Annotated in this window: 11 protein-coding genes and 1 riboswitch; of the genes, 2 read left to right on the top strand and 9 right to left on the bottom strand. The window is 66.0% G+C overall.

The genetic code is table 11. The annotated features are described in order from the left end of the window. Positions 1 to 33 precede the first annotated feature (33 nt). Positions 34 to 138: riboswitch (TPP riboswitch) on the bottom strand. 246 nt (positions 139 to 384) lie between these two features. Further along, positions 385 to 1,191: an inositol monophosphatase family protein gene (locus tag C8J33_RS00185; protein ID WP_132662612.1), complete on the top strand. Its 807-nt coding sequence runs from the start codon at positions 385 to 387 to the stop codon at positions 1,189 to 1,191. Positions 1,192 to 1,197: 6 nt separating this feature from the next. Here C8J33_RS00185 and C8J33_RS00180 read toward each other — a convergent pair whose 3' ends face one another. The 6 genes from C8J33_RS00180 to C8J33_RS00155 all read right to left on the bottom strand — a co-directional run bounded on the left by C8J33_RS00180 (position 1,198) and on the right by C8J33_RS00155 (position 8,273). Continuing rightward, positions 1,198 to 2,586, bottom strand: a complete 1,389-nt coding sequence (locus C8J33_RS00180; RefSeq protein WP_132662611.1) for an amidase — start codon at positions 2,584 to 2,586, stop codon at positions 1,198 to 1,200. A 10-nt stretch (positions 2,587 to 2,596) separates the two neighbouring features. Then, positions 2,597 to 3,601, bottom strand: coding sequence for an ABC transporter ATP-binding protein (locus C8J33_RS00175; protein ID WP_132662610.1), 1,005 nt, complete (start codon positions 3,599 to 3,601; stop codon positions 2,597 to 2,599). Next, positions 3,598 to 4,578, bottom strand: a complete 981-nt coding sequence (locus C8J33_RS00170; protein WP_165929692.1) for an ABC transporter ATP-binding protein — start codon at positions 4,576 to 4,578, stop codon at positions 3,598 to 3,600. Before C8J33_RS00170 ends, C8J33_RS00175 begins: the two co-directional genes overlap by 4 nt. Next, positions 4,578 to 5,453: an ABC transporter permease gene (locus tag C8J33_RS00165; protein WP_132662608.1), complete on the bottom strand. Its 876-nt coding sequence runs from the start codon at positions 5,451 to 5,453 to the stop codon at positions 4,578 to 4,580. Before C8J33_RS00165 ends, C8J33_RS00170 begins: the two co-directional genes overlap by 1 nt. Beyond that, positions 5,450 to 6,397 (bottom strand): ABC transporter permease, encoded by a 948-nt coding sequence (locus tag C8J33_RS00160; RefSeq protein WP_132662607.1) that lies wholly within the window; start codon positions 6,395 to 6,397, stop codon positions 5,450 to 5,452. Before C8J33_RS00160 ends, C8J33_RS00165 begins: the two co-directional genes overlap by 4 nt. A 352-nt stretch (positions 6,398 to 6,749) precedes the next feature. Continuing rightward, complete coding sequence (locus C8J33_RS00155; protein WP_132662606.1) at positions 6,750 to 8,273, bottom strand: ABC transporter substrate-binding protein; 1,524 nt, start codon at positions 8,271 to 8,273, stop codon at positions 6,750 to 6,752. Positions 8,274 to 8,434: 161 nt separating this feature from the next. Here C8J33_RS00155 and C8J33_RS00150 point away from each other — a divergent pair, with 161 nt between their 5' ends. After that, positions 8,435 to 9,154, top strand: coding sequence for a YoaK family protein (locus C8J33_RS00150; RefSeq protein WP_110801872.1), 720 nt, complete (start codon positions 8,435 to 8,437; stop codon positions 9,152 to 9,154). A gap of 18 nt (positions 9,155 to 9,172) precedes the next feature. Here the strand turns inward: C8J33_RS00150 and C8J33_RS00145 are convergent, their stop codons facing one another. The 3 genes from C8J33_RS00145 to C8J33_RS00135 form a co-directional block, all read right to left on the bottom strand. Further along, positions 9,173 to 12,313: an efflux RND transporter permease subunit gene (locus C8J33_RS00145; RefSeq protein ID WP_132662605.1), complete on the bottom strand. Its 3,141-nt coding sequence runs from the start codon at positions 12,311 to 12,313 to the stop codon at positions 9,173 to 9,175. A gap of 9 nt (positions 12,314 to 12,322) precedes the next feature. Beyond that, positions 12,323 to 13,615, bottom strand: coding sequence for an efflux RND transporter periplasmic adaptor subunit (locus C8J33_RS00140; protein WP_132662604.1), 1,293 nt, complete (start codon positions 13,613 to 13,615; stop codon positions 12,323 to 12,325). 141 nt (positions 13,616 to 13,756) lie between these two features. Beyond that, the gene (locus tag C8J33_RS00135) at positions 13,757 to 14,176 is read right to left on the bottom strand and encodes an ester cyclase (RefSeq protein WP_132662603.1); all 420 of its coding nucleotides are present in this window, start codon (positions 14,174 to 14,176) and stop codon (positions 13,757 to 13,759) included. Positions 14,177 to 14,203: the final 27 nt, after the last annotated feature.

The raw sequence follows: 14,203 nt of genomic DNA, 5'->3' as shown, positions 1-14,203 counted from the left end.
CCAGGCGAGCGGAGAAGAGAGAAAGGGCCGTGGGCGGACACCTGTTTCCGTTCCTACGCCGGTATGACCCGGATCAGGTTCAAGGGTCCAGGCTCAACGCCCATCTCAGCACCGTTCGGTGCCCCCCTCGGAAGTGGGCGGAAAATCCACGCTTTTGACCTTCGTGTCAATCCATCCGCCGGTTTTTCGCAAAGCTCGCGTTACCGACGTCAATGCGACCCTTTCGGTGGCAGGCTTTTGCCTCACGTCTTGCGAAAGCGCAAAGTTACCAAACGGAAACAGCGGCTTGCGAGGCTCTTGCACACGGCACGGCCCCCGCGATAGAGACGACGGGAACAGCTTGGGGCGCAGTGCATACGGCCCGAAACATTAAGGACGATCGACATGACGACGACGCAGACCCGTCTGGAGAAGGCCGTTGCCGTGATCGAGGAGGCGATGGAGATGGCGCTCGGCTTCTTCGAGGCCCGCGCCACCATCGCCACGGGAAGAAAAGGCTTTCAGGATTTCGTGACCGAGGCCGATACGAGTGTCGAGCGACTGGTGCGCGCGCGTCTGGCGGAAGCCTTTCCGGGCGAGGCCGTGGTCGGCGAGGAGATGGGCGGCTCGGGCGGCGATGCCTACTGGATCATCGACCCGATCGACGGGACGGCCAACTTCCTGCGCGGCTCGCCGCTCTGGGGCATCTCGCTCGGCCACGTCACCCACGGCCGGCCCGATCTCGGCGTCGTCGCCATGCCGGTGTTCCGCGAGATCTATGCCGCAGCCGACGGCACCGGCCTGCTGCGCAACGGCAAGCCCTTCACCCGCACCGTGCCGTTCGAGGATGTCAGGGTCATGTCGCTGGGCGATGCCTCGCCGAACGAGGCCGACGAGGTTGCCGCCCTCACGGTCGGCCTGCGCCATGCCGGCTGGGTCGTGCAGTCGATCCGCTCCACCTCGATCGGCCTGCTCTTTGCCGCACGCGGTACCTATGATGGCCATCTGCAGATGTATACGACCATGTGGGACATCGCCGGCGGCGCCGTCATTGCCCGCGAGGCGGGGCTGGAGGTGCGCATCGGCACGCGATCCGGCACCGACATTCCCTGGATCGCGGCCGGCACGACGGCGCTGATCGCCGACACCGAACCGCTCTGGCCGCACATCGCCGTCAATCTCGAACGCCCGGATATCGTGGCCGCCGAGTAAAGCCGCTCAGCTTGGGCGCGGCCAGCGGCGGATCCCGCCCGTCAGGGTCTCGAACAGCTTCGAGAGTTTCAGCACCGTGAGGTCCGCAAAGCGCGGGCCGACGATCTGCAGGCCGATCGGCATGCCGGAGGTGGAAAAGCCGGCATTGATCGAGGCTGCCGGCTGCTCCGACATGTTCCACGGCACGGTGAAGGCGATGTGCTCGAACGGCCGTTCCGGATCGTTGGTGGGCGAAGCCCAATCGGCCGGGTAGGACACGACCGGGTTGGTGGGCGAGAGGACAGCATCCACGGTCGAAAACAGCTGTGCCGCAGCCTTGCGCATCTCCATCGTCTGCCCGAAGCCCGCAACAGCCTGCACGCCGGTAACGTCGGCGCCCTTTTCCGCCCAGGCATGGATATAGGGCAGGATCATCGCCCGGCGCTCGGCGGCCAAATTCCGGATATCGCCCCAGAACTTCGCCCGCCAGAAATGATCGAGCCCGTCCAGCATCGCCCGCGTCATCAACGGCCCGACCTCGACGATCTCGGCCCCCGCCGCTTCGAACTGTCGGGCGCCTGCGACAACCGCTGCCTTCACCTCCGGCTCGGCTTCCAGCCCGCAGCCGGCATCGAGCATCAGGCCGATGCGCATGCCCTTGACGTCGATGTCGAGATCCATCCAGTCGATCGCGTTTGGCGGCAGGCTCGTGGCATCCCGCTCGTCCGGCCGCGACAGCGTGGCCATGGCGAAGGCCGCATCCTCGACCGTCCGCGTCATCGGCCCCGCGCAACGCCCGACATAATAGGGATCGATCGGGATGCGGCCATTGCTCGGCTTGAAGCCGAACAGCCCCGTCCAGCCGGCCGGCAGGCGAACGGAGCCGCCGATATCCGTGCCGATATGCAGCGGCCCATAGCCGGCGGCACCGGCTGCGGCCGCACCGGCGCTCGATCCGCCGGGATTCATGGCCGTATTCCACGGGTTGCGGCTCAAAGGGTGAAAGCTCGACAGACCGGAGGAGAGCATGCCGTAGTCAGGACAGGTGGTCTTGGCGAAGATGACCGCACCGTCCTCCCGCATCCGCGCAGCGACGGGAGAATCCGCCTCCGCCGGCGTCAAGACCGTCGCGGCCGTGCCGAGCGGCACGGGCGTGCCCTTCGTTGCGATCAATTCCTTCAGCGTCACGGGGATACCGTCGAGAGGCCCGAGCGGCTCGGCCTTCAGCCAGCGCACGGTGGAGGCCGCCGCCTGCACGCGCGCGTCGTCTGGATCATAGGCATAAAGCGCCGCCACGGACGGCTCGAAGGCCGCGATGCGCGCCTCGACCGCCAGCCAATACTCGGAAGGCGACAAAGAGCGATCCGCGAAACGGGCGCGCAGCTGCGGGATGGTGGTGTCGAGAAGGTCGGTCATATCGTCTCCATCATCCCGGTGTGTTCGTTTCCAGCAGCATCTCGGCGCGGTGGCAGGCGGTCTGCCGTTCGCGCATCTCCGGCCCGCCCTCAAGCTCGCGCAACTCCGGCCGCTCGGCCGTACACCGCGCCACGGCCAGCGGACAGCGGTTGCGGAAGCTGCAGCCGACGCCGACATCGATCGCCTCCGCCACACGGGCGGGCGGGCGGTCCGGTCGGCCGAAGCGGGTCACATCCGGCTCGGCATCGGCGAGCAGCCTCGTATAGGGATGCAACGGGCGTGCGAAGACGGCCTGTGCCGGGCCGCTCTCCACCAGCCGCCCGCGATACATCACGCCCACCCGGTCGGCCACGGCATCGACGACGGCGAGATTGTGGGTGATGAACAGGAACGTCACCCCGCGCCGGTCGCGCAGGTCCATCAGCAGGTTCAGCACCTGCGCCTGCACCGAAAGGTCGAGTGCGGACACCGCCTCGTCGGCCACGACCAGCTTCGGCTCCGTGATCAGCGCCCGTGCAATGGCGATGCGCTGGCGCTGACCACCCGAAAACGCATGCGGGTAGCGCTCCGCATGGTCGGGCGCGAGGCCCACGGCCTCCAGCATCGCCGCCACCCTGTCGCGGCGCTCGGCCCTGCCCGGTTTTCCCTCCAGCACATGCAGCGGCTCGGCGACGATGCGTCCGACCGTCTGGCGCGGGTCGAGCGAGCCGAACGGGTCCTGGAACACCATCTGGAAATCCCGCCGCTTGCGCTTCAGGTCACGCGCCGAGAGGCGGAACAGGTCCTCGCCGTCGAAATGAACGCTCCCCGATGTCGGACGGTCGAGCGCCATGACCAGCCGGGCAAGCGTCGATTTCCCGCAGCCGGACTCGCCGACGATCCCATGGATCGTTCCCGGCGCAACCGTCATGCTGAGATCGTCCAGCGCCCGGTTCACGTGCTTGCCACCAAAGAGCCCGCCGCTGGCGTAATTGCGCGACAGGCGGCGGATATCGAGAAGCGGCGCCCGGCTCATGACACGGCCTCCCCGTGCGCGCGGATGCAGCGGACGCCGCGGCCGGGTGCGGCTGGAGTCCATGCCGGCTCGCCTGCATGGCAGGCGGCTATGACGTCGGGACAGCGGTCGGAAAAACAGCAGCCGGGCGGAAGCGCTGCGAAGGACGGCACCGTGCCGGGAATGGTCGAAAGGCGCCCGCCCTGCGCCTGTCGCCGGGGAACGGCCCGCAGCAGGCCGCGCGTGTAAGGGTTCAGCGGCGCCGTCAGCACCTCACGCGTCGCCCCCTCCTCCATGCGCCGGCCGGCATAGAGGACGAGGGTGCGGGCGCACATGCGGGCGATGACGCCGAAGTCGTGGCTGACGAGGATCAGCGCCATGCCGGCATCGCGGGTGAGATCGTCGAGGATGTCGAGCACCTCGGCCTGCACCGTCACGTCGAGCGCGGTCGTCGGCTCGTCCGCGATCATCAAGGCGGGCTTCATGGCGAGCGCGATGGCGATGCCGACCCGCTGCCGCTGCCCGCCGGAAAGCGCGTGGGGATAAGCTCGGGACAGCCGCGGGGCATCCGGCATCCGCACGCGGTCGAGAAGCGTGACCGCCTCCCGTCGCGCCGCCCGCCAGGAAAGACCCTCCTGAACCACCAGCCCCTCGGCGATCTGGTCGCCGACCGTCATCGCGGGATTGAGCGCCGTCAGCGGCTCCTGAAAGATCATGCCGATGCTGCGGCCGCGGACGGTGCAGAGCGCGTCCTCGTCCATCGCGAGAAGATCGCGACCCTCCAGCAGAATGCGGCCTGTCGCATGCGCGACCGGGGGCAGCAGACCCATGATGGCGAGCGACAAGAGTGACTTGCCGGAACCGCTTTCACCGACAATGCCGAGCGTCTCCCCGGCGTGAAGGGTGACATCGATATCGGTCAGGATCGGCTGCCGCCCGCCATGGGCCGAGTCGATGGAGATGGCGAGATCTTCGATCCGAAGCAGCGGCGGTGTCATCAGCGGCCCTTCTCGCGCGGGTCGAACAGATCGCGCAGGCCATCGCCGAGCATGTTGAAGCCGAGCACGGTGAGGGCAATGGCGAGGCCGGGCAGGATGGCGAGCCAGGGCGCGCGGCCGAGATAGGTCTGCGCGTCAGCCAGCATCCGCCCCCAGGTCGGCGCCGGCGGCGCCATGCCGAGACCGAGGAAGCTGAGGCCCGCCTCTGTGAGGATGGCAAGGCCGAGCTGGATCGTCACCTGCACGATGATCTGGTTGGCGATATTGGGCAGGACATGATCGACCGTGATCCGGATACCGCCCTTGCCCGCGCCGCGCGCCGCCAGCACATAGTCCCGCGACCAGACCTGCAACGCGGCACTGGCCGTCACCCGGGCGAAGACCGGCACCATGAACACGGCGATGGCGATGATGGCGGTCCGCCGGCCGGTGCCGAGCAGCGCCCCGAGCATCATGGCCGAGAGGATGGGCGGCAGCGCGAAGATCACGTCGTTCGCCCGCATCATGATCGCCTCGAACCAGCCGCGCCGCGCCGCGACGGTAACGCCGACGAGCGTCCCGGCGAAGGCACCCATCGCCACCGCCAGCACCGCGATCGATAGGGAGTTCCACGCGCCGACCATCAGCATGGAGGCGACGTCGCGGCCGAGATGGTCGGTGCCGAGCAAGCCTTGCATGAGCGGGGGTTTGAGCTTCTGTACGATCTGCAGCTTGCCCGGCGGCAACGGCGTCCAGACGAGCGATAGCAGGGCGACCGCGCCGATGAGCCCGATCAGCAGGCTGCCGATCAGGAGATTGCCGCGTGACACCGCGCGCCGCAGCCGGCCCGCGGACGGTGCAGCTTGGCGTGTATCGGAGGGCGCCAACACGCTCATGCGCGCTTCCGCAGGCGGGGGTCGAGCGCGAGATAGGAGAGATCGACCAGAAAATTCATGACGATGACCAGCGCGGCGAAGAACAGGACGACATCCTGCATGACGATGATGTCGCGCTGGGACAGGGCCTGCAAGGCAAGACGTCCAAGGCCCGGCAGGTTGAACACGTTTTCCACCAGCACCGCACCAGCGATCAGGAAGGTGAACTGCAGCCCGAGAATGGTGACCACCGGCACCAGCGCATTCGGCACCGCATGCCGCCACAGCGCCGTGCGGCGTGGCAGGCCCTTGGCACGCGCGGTGCGCACGAAATCCTCGTTCATCACCTCGATGACCGCCGAGCGCGTGACCCGCGTGAGCACGCCCGCCTGCGGCAGAGCGAGCGCGATGGCCGGCAGCACCAGCGCGCCCAGCGCCGGCATCAGCCCCGCCTGCCAGCCGGGAAAGCCGCCGGAGGGCACCCAGCCAAGCGACACGGAAAACACCATCACCAGCAGCAGCCCCACCCAAAAGCCGGGCACGGCGATGAACATCTGCGACAACAGCCCCGCCGCATAATCCACCGCGCCGTTGCGCCGGGCGGCCGAGGCGACGCCGAGCGGAATGGCGATGGCGACCGAAAGGAGGATGGCGAAGAAGGCGAGCGGCAGTGTCACCGCCAGTCGCTCGGCGATCAGCCCGGCCACGGGCACGCCATAGGTGTAGGACGTACCGAGATCGCCGGTCGCGACACCGGCGAGCCACGACAGATAGCGCAGCACCAGCGGCTGATCGAGCCCCAGCTCCCGCCGGAGCGCCTCCAACGTCTCCGGCGTCGCCGACGTCCCCAGCATGATCGCCGCGGGATCGCCCGGCAGCACGTCCATGACGAGAAAGATCAGCGCGGAGACGGCCAAGAGCGTCAGGAAGAGGCTGGTGAAGCGCCGCAGAAGCAGGCCGGTCATGAGGTGGCCCGACGCGGAACAAGGTGTGATGATGTTGTTGGCTCGATCTGGGCCGTTGCGCCTGTGGCCAGCCCCTCATCCGGCTGCCGCCACCTTCTCCCCATCGAGATGGGGAGAAGGCACCTGGGGTTAAGCTCTGCCACACGCGCAAACGGCGAGCCTGCCACGTCCCCTCTCCCCGCAGGCGGGGAGAGGGTTAGGGTGAGGGGCTGCCACAAAGCTGGGAGCATGCGTTTAGCCCGCCCCTCATCCCGCTGCCGCGACCTTCTCCCCGTCCTGACGGGGAGAAGGGACCTGGGGCGACGGCCCCCCCTCGCCTCCACTGCCGCCATCAGGCAAGGCACGCTCGCTCTCATTCCTCCCAATAGACCTCGCTCAGCACGTTGGACGGGATCGGTTCGTTCTCCCAGAGCCCCTTGAGCTTGGCGTTCCACACGCCGAGCTTCGGCATGACGAACAGGAACAGGGCCGGCACGTCCTCGGCGAGGATCTTCTGCGCGTCCTGGTAGAGCGCGTCCTGCTCCGCCGGATCGGCCGTCGCCTCGACCTTGTCGATGATCTCAGAGAAGGCCGGGTTCTTGTAGTTGAAGTAGTAGGGGTCGCGGGCGAAGATATCGATGTCCATCGGCTCCGCATGGGCGACGATGGTGATGTCGTAGTCCCCACCCTTGAAGACGTCCTGCACCCATTTGGCCGGAAATTCGGTCGGCTCGATGGTCATGGTCACGCCGATCTCGGCCAGCATCGCCTGCATCACCTCGGCGCTGCGCGGCGCATAGGCCATCTGCGGCGTCTTGATCGTGAAGGCGAAGCCGTCGGGATAGCCCGCCTCCGCCAGCAGCGCCTTGGCTTTCGCCACGTCATAGGGATGCTTGGCCGTGAGGTCGATATAGCCGCGATCGTTCGGCGTGTAATGGCTGCCGATGGCCGTGCCGAGGCCGGACCAGGCGCCGTCGATCACGGTCTGACGGTCGATCGCCATCATCAGCGCCTGCCGCACGCGCTTGTCGTCGAAGGGCTTGCGCGCATTGTTCATGCCGGCGACGACCTTCAGCTCGGTATTGCCGATGACAGTCACGAGGTCGGGCTTGTCCTTGAAGCTCTCGATCAGCTCGGGCGCGGCAAACTCGGGAAAGGCATCGACGCCGCCGGTGGTGATCGCCGCCGCCTGTGCTTGCGCATCGGGAATGAAGCGGAAGGTCACGGTCTCCAGCCGAACCTTGACTTGCCTGTTCCAGTAGTTCGGGTTGGCGGCCAGTTCCACCCGGTCGCCCTTCGTCCAGCTGACGAAGGTGAAGGGCCCGGTTCCCACGGGCTTGGTCTTGTCGTCCGCCGCACTCTTCGTGCCGACCATGACCGAGGCCGGCCAGCCGAGCCAGTAGAGAAGGCTTCCCTGCGGCTTCTTCAGCTTCAGAACCAGCGTCGTCTTGTCCGGCGTCTCGATCGTGTCGATCGCGGCGAAGAAGCGCTTCTGCCCATTGGTCGAATCCGGCCCGCGGGCGCGATCGAGCGAGAATTTCGCGACCCCGCTGTCGAACGCCTCGCCATCATGAAAGGTCACGCCCTCCTGCAGCTTGAACGTATAGGTCAGCCCGTCCGGCGAGATCGCCCAGCTGCGGGCAAGCTGCGGCACGACCTTGCCCTCCCGGTCGATCGCGACCAGACCCTCGAACACATTCTGCCAGGTGACCTGCCCGATGGCGACGGGTGCGGCCGCGGTCGGGTCCAGCCCCTGCGGCTCGATCGTCATCCCGAGCACCAGCGATGTCTTGGCGGCAAATGCGCCGTGGGATGAGAAGAGCAGCGCCGTGGAAAGGGCTGCGCCACTGAGGATCGCGCGGATCCGTCGGGCTGTGCTCATGTCGAAACGCATCATGTCCGTCCCCCTGCCAAAGCCTTGCCCAGGCCATCATGTCGGGAGTGTGTCAGCTTGAACGGCGCCGCACAACGGGAAAATGCCGCACCGCACGCGGGAGGTTGCAGCCGCTCTGCGGCCTTGCCGCTTTCGCACAAGGCGGTGGCGGCATAAGCTTCCGCATGCTGATTCATCAGGGCGCGGCCCGCAACGAACGTATCGACGTCTTTCTCGCCTGCTGGCTGGCCGGCATCGCCGGCGCTCTCAACGCGGCGGCCTTCTATGCCATAGGCTTCTTTGCCGCCAACATGACCGGCAACGTCTCGGCCCTGTCCGATCACGTCGCGACGCTTCAGGGACGGGCCAGCCTGTTCTACCTGTCGATCGTGCTCGTCTTCATTCTGGGCTCGACGGTCTCGTCGCTGATCATCAATGCCGGCCGCAGGCGGGGCATCGGCGGCATCTATGCCTGGTGCATCCTGCTGGAGGCACTGCTGCTCGCCCCGCTCGGCCTCGCGGACCTCTTCATCACCGCACCGTGGCGCGTCGAGATCCTGATCCTCGGCCTCGCTTTTCTCATGGGGCTGCAGAACGCGACGGTGACGCGCATCTCCGATGCCCGCGTACGCACCACCCATGTCTCCGGCATGGCGACCGATATCGGCATCGAGATCGCCGTGGCCATCGACATCCTGCGGGGTCGCGACGTGTCGGGCGAGGCGATCAGCAACCGCGCGAAGCTTCGCCTCCATCTTTACACCATCGCCGCCTTCTGCAGCGGTGGCGTTGCCGGCGTGCTGGTCTATCAGTCGGTCGGCGGCGTGCTGCTTCTAGCGGCAAGCCTCCTGCTCCTTGTTATCGCGCTCGACGCTCTGCGGCGGGCCGGCAAGGCGGGTCACTGACCGGAAAGACGTTCGCTCCTACTGCGCCGCTTCGGGAACACCCGTTTCCTCGCGCGGCTTCGGCTGACGGCCCTTGAAAATGCGGCGAACGGTGACGAACAGCAGCGGGATGAAGAAGATCCCGATGAAGGTCGCCGCGATCATGCCGCCCATGACGCCGATACCGATCGAGTTCTGCGCGCCGGAGCCGGCACCACTGGCGGTCGCGAGCGGCGTTACCCCGAGGATGAAGGCGAGCGAGGTCATGAGGATCGGCCGCAGGCGCTGGCGTGCCGCCTCCACGGTGGCGGAGACCAGATCCTTGCCGCTGTTCTGCTGCTCGATCGCAAATTCCACGATCAGGATCGCATTCTTCGCCGCAAGCCCGATCGTCGTCAGCAGACCGACCTTGAAGTAGACGTCGTTAGACTCCCCCATGACGGTCGCGGCCAGAAGCGCGCCAAAGATGCCGATCGGCACCGCCAGCATGACCGAGAACGGGATCGACCAGCTTTCGTAGAGCGCGGCCAGCGCCAGGAACACGACGAGCGCGGAGATCAGATAAAGCTGCGTCGCCTGACTGCCGGAGAGACGCTCCTGCGCCGAAAGGCCTGTCCACTCGTGATTGTAGCCGGCACCGACACTGCCCATGATCTTGTCGATCTCGTCCATCGCCACGCCGGAGCTGACGCCGCTGGCCGCAGCGCCCTGGATCTCGACGGCCGACGCGCCGTTGTAGCGCTCCAGACGCGGCGAGCCGAACGACCAGTCGCCGCTGGCAAAGGCCGAGAACGGCACCATGGCATCGTCGGAATTGCGCACATACCAGCGGTCGAAATCCTCCGGCTGCATGCGAAAGTGCTGATCGCCCTGCACGTAGACGGGCTTGATGCGACCGCGGTCGATAAAGTCGTTGATGTAGCGCCCACCCCAGGCGGTGGAGATGGTGGTGTCGATGTCGGCGAGGCTGAGGTTGAGCGCGCTCGCCTTCTCCTGGTCGATGTTGACGGAATATTGCGTCTGGTCTTCCTGCCCGTTCGGTCGCGTTCCGGTCAGAAGCGGATTCTTGCCAGCCTCGCCGAGCAGCTTGTTGCGCGTGGCGATCAGCGCCTCGTGCCCCTCGCCGTTCACGTCCTGCAGGTAGAAATCGAAGCCGCTGGAATTGCCGAAGCCCTGAATGGCGGGCGGAGCGAGCGCGAAGGCATTGCCGTCCTTGTATTTCGAGAACGTCTTCATCGCCCGTCCCGCGATGGCGCTGGCACCGGCTTCCGCCGTGGTCCGCTCCTCGAACGGCTTGAGCTTGACGAAGGCGAGGCCCACATTCTGCCCGGCACCGCCGAAGCCGAAGCCGACGGCGCCGAAGACGCCGGCGACATTGTCCTTCTCGTTCGTCAGATAGTAGTCGGTCACCTGCTTCAGCATCTTCACCGTGCGATCCTGCGTCGCCCCCGGCGGCATCTGCACGCTGGTGATCAGGATGCCCTGGTCCTCTTCGGGGAGAAACGAGCTCGGCAGGCGGTTGAAGAGATAGCCGACGGCCGCGACGATGAGCGCGAAGCCGATGAGGAAGACGAAAGGCCGCCGGATCATGCCCGACACGCTGCGCTGGTATCCGTGGGTCGTGCGGTCGAAACCGCGGTTGAAATAGCCGGAAAGGCCCTTCTGCTTCGCCCCGTGCTTCGGCTTCTTGAGGATCGTCGCGCAAAGAGCCGGCGTCAGGATCAGCGCCACGATGACCGAGAGGATCATGGCGGAGACGATGGTGATGGAGAACTGCCGGTAGATGATGCCGACCGAACCGGAGAAGAACGCCATGGGAATGAACACGGCCGAGAGCACGGTGGCGATGCCGACCAGCGCGCCGGTGATCTCCTGCATTGACTTGATCGTCGCCTCGCGCGGATCGAGCCCTTCCTCCTCCATCACGCGCTCGACGTTCTCCACCACCACGATCGCGTCGTCGACCAGAAGGCCGATGGCGAGCACCATGGCGAACATGGTCAGCGTGTTAATGGAGTAGCCGAACAGCGAAAGAACCCCGAACGTGCCGAGCAACACCACGGGCACGGCAAGCGTCGGAATGATCGTGGCGCGCAGGTTTTGCAGGAAGACCAGCATGACCACGAAGACGAGCACGATCGCCTCGATCAGCGTCTTCACCACGTCCTCGATGGAGAGCTTGACGAAGGGCGTCGTGTCGTAGGGGTAGACGACCTCGACATTCGCCGGCAGCGTTTCCTTGAGCCCGTCGATCGCCGCGACGACCGCCTCGGCCGTATCCAGCGCATTGGCGTTTGAGGCGAGGTTGATGCCGAGACCGGCGGCGTTCTTGCCGTTGTAGAGACCCGACGTATCATAGCTCTCGGCGCCAAGCTCCACGCGGGCGATATCGTTCAGCCGCACCAGCGATCCGTCCGGCTGGCTCTTGATGATGATGTTTTCGAACTGCTCGGGCGTCTGCAGCCGGCTCTTCGCCGTCACCGTTGCGTTCAGCTGCTGACCCTTGCGCTGCGGCAGGCCGCCGAGCTGGCCGGCGGACACCTGCGTGTTCTGCGCCTCGATGGCGCTTGCCACGTCGCTTGCCATCAGGCTGTATTTCACCAGCTTCTCCGGATCGAGCCAGATGCGCATGGCATAGCCGGAGCCGAAGATGCGGGTATCGCCGACGCCGGCCACGCGCTTGATCGTGTCGTTCAGCGTGCTGTCGATATAGTCGGACAGGTCGAGCGAGGAGAGCCTGTTGTCGGTCGATACGAAGGCGACGACCATCAGGAAGCTGGATGCGGACTTCGCCACCGTGATGCCGCTGGACTGCACCGATTGCGGCAGGTTGGATTCCACCAGCTGCAGCTTGTTCTGCACCTGCATCTGCGCGACGTCGGGATCAGCATTGTTGGTGAAGGTGAGCGAGATCGACGCGGCACCCGTCGCCTGCGAGGTCGAGGTCATGTAGTCGAGATTGTCGATGCCGGTCATGCCCTGTTCGATGACCTTGGTCACCGAGTTCTCGACCGTCTGCGCGTCCGCACCGGGATAGCTCGCGCTGATGCGAACCGTCGTCGGCGCGATCTGCGGATATTGCGAGATCGACAGCGTGGTGATGGCAAGAAGCCCCGCCAGCATGATGCAGATGGAGATGACCCAGGCGAAGATCGGCCTGTCGATGAAGAAACGCGACATGGGGCGACCTCAGTTCTTGGCCGCGGGAGAAGCCGACGCGGCCGCCGGCCCGGCGGCGGAGACATCGACAGACTTTGCAGCCCCGCCGGTCTCCTTCGCGGCCTGTTCCAGCTCGCCCGTCGCATCGTTGACGATCACGTCCGACGTCGTCACGTCCTGTCCCGCCCGGACGCGCTGGTTGCCCTCCACGACCACCCGCTCGCCATCCTTGATCCCATCGGCCACCAGCCAGCTGTTGCCGATGCTGCGATCGACGATCAGCACGCGCTCGTCGATCTTGCCGTCGGGCATGACGAATTTCGCGGTCGCCTCTCCCTTGGTGTTGCGCGAGACGGCCCGCTGCGGCACGAGGTAACTGTTCTGGCGAATGCCCTCCTGGATCACGGCGCGGACATAGACGCCAGGCAGAAGCAGTTGCTTGGGGTTGGGGAACTCCGCCCGGACCGTGACCGAACCGGTGGTCTCCTCGACCGCGGCATCCAGAAACTCGATCCGTCCCGTGCGATCGTAGTCGGAGCCGTCCTCGAGCTTCAGCTTGACGCTGACATTCGCACCCGTCGTCTTCAGGCGGCCATCCTCGATCGCCCGGCGCAGCTTCAGCAGGTTCGCACTCGATTGCGTCACGTCCACATTGATCGGGTCGATCTGGCGGATCGTGGTCAGCGATGTCGTCTGGTCGGCGGTCACCAGCGCCCCGACCGTTACGGTGGACGCTCCGACCCGGCCACCGATCGGCGCACGGATCTTGGTGTAGTCGAGATTGATGCGGGCGGTCTCGAGCGCGGCCTTGGCCGAGGCGACGTCGGCATTGGCCTGCGCCAGCGTGCCCAGCGCCTCGTCCAGATCCTGCTGGCTGACCGCATCGTTGCGGCTGAGGCCCCGGTAGCGGTCGACCCTCGCCTGCGCGCTCGGCACCGCGCCATTGGCCTTGGCGACCGCAGCAACGGCGCTGTCATAGGCGGCCTGATAGGTGGCCGGGTCGATCTCGTAGAGCACGTCCCCTTCCCGAACCGATCCGCCCTCCTGGAAATTCCGCTTGCGCACGATGCCGCCGACCTGCGGCCGGACCTCGGCAATGAGCGAGGCAGCCGTGCGCCCCGGCAACAGCGCCGTAATCGCGACGGAGGTCGGATGCAGCGTCATCACGCTGACCTCCGGCTTCACCGCCGGTGCATTGGCGGGCTTCTGCTCGGCATTCTCGCTGCATCCGGCAAGCGAAAGGAGCACACCGAAAACGATGGCGGGCAGGACGATGCGGATATGGGACACAGGGGAAATCTCCGGAGGTGACGGAACGGACATAGGCCGATGCTGGCGCCAGACATCCCCAACAATGCGGCAATCTTCGGCAGATCCCGTTATTTTTCCTCTAGACGCACGTCGCGGCAGAGATTGGCCTGCAGCCCGCACGCCAGAGCATGACTCCCGATGAGATAGAAAAGGTTAAGGCGCAGCTTCGGCCTCGATCCGCTTCGGATAAAGCTGCGCCTCGATCGCCGCCTTGTCGACCACCGACCAGACGTCCCGTATCTTGCCCTCACGATAGGTATAGAACACGTTCTCGGTGAACTGCACCTTCCGTCCATTGACGGGCAGCCCGAGGAAGTCGCCGATAGGCGTGCAATCGAACGAGAGCCGGCTGGCGATGACGGGCGGGTCTGCAACGACAAGGACGATCCGAAAGGCGAGATCCGGAATCTCCCGGAAATCCTTCTCCAGCATGGCACGATATCCGGACACGCCGATCCGGCGGCCGTTGTGGCCGACATCCTCGCCGACGAAATTCGGCAGCGCATCCCAGTCCTGCTGGTTGAGACAATCGATATAGTCGCGATACAGTCGGGAAAGCTCCGTGCTCGCCATGACAAATCTCCTCTTCGCTCCAAATAG

Origin of the sequence: Rhizobium sp. PP-CC-3G-465, assembly GCF_004343445.1 — a bacterium.
GTDB lineage: Bacteria > Pseudomonadota > Alphaproteobacteria > Rhizobiales > Rhizobiaceae > Ferranicluibacter > Ferranicluibacter rubi.
Note: the sequence above shows the minus strand (reverse complement) of the source record. Positions and strands in the feature narration are given on the sequence as shown.

What these genes read in the sequence shown, in the direction of transcription:
- C8J33_RS00185 (WP_132662612.1), top strand. Translation starts at nt 385, where the DNA reads ATGACGACGACGCAGACCCGTCTGGAGAAGGCCGTTGCCGTGATCGAG.
- C8J33_RS00180 (WP_132662611.1), bottom strand. Translation starts at nt 2,586, where the DNA reads ATGACCGACCTTCTCGACACCACCATCCCGCAGCTGCGCGCCCGTTTC.
- C8J33_RS00175 (WP_132662610.1), bottom strand. Translation starts at nt 3,601, where the DNA reads ATGAGCCGGGCGCCGCTTCTCGATATCCGCCGCCTGTCGCGCAATTAC.
- C8J33_RS00170 (WP_165929692.1), bottom strand. Translation starts at nt 4,578, where the DNA reads ATGACACCGCCGCTGCTTCGGATCGAAGATCTCGCCATCTCCATCGAC.
- C8J33_RS00165 (WP_132662608.1), bottom strand. Translation starts at nt 5,453, where the DNA reads ATGAGCGTGTTGGCGCCCTCCGATACACGCCAAGCTGCACCGTCCGCG.
- C8J33_RS00160 (WP_132662607.1), bottom strand. Translation starts at nt 6,397, where the DNA reads ATGACCGGCCTGCTTCTGCGGCGCTTCACCAGCCTCTTCCTGACGCTC.
- C8J33_RS00155 (WP_132662606.1), bottom strand. Translation starts at nt 8,273, where the DNA reads ATGATGCGTTTCGACATGAGCACAGCCCGACGGATCCGCGCGATCCTC.
- C8J33_RS00150 (WP_110801872.1), top strand. Translation starts at nt 8,435, where the DNA reads ATGCTGATTCATCAGGGCGCGGCCCGCAACGAACGTATCGACGTCTTT.
- C8J33_RS00145 (WP_132662605.1), bottom strand. Translation starts at nt 12,313, where the DNA reads ATGTCGCGTTTCTTCATCGACAGGCCGATCTTCGCCTGGGTCATCTCC.
- C8J33_RS00140 (WP_132662604.1), bottom strand. Translation starts at nt 13,615, where the DNA reads ATGTCCGTTCCGTCACCTCCGGAGATTTCCCCTGTGTCCCATATCCGC.
- C8J33_RS00135 (WP_132662603.1), bottom strand. Translation starts at nt 14,176, where the DNA reads ATGGCGAGCACGGAGCTTTCCCGACTGTATCGCGACTATATCGATTGT.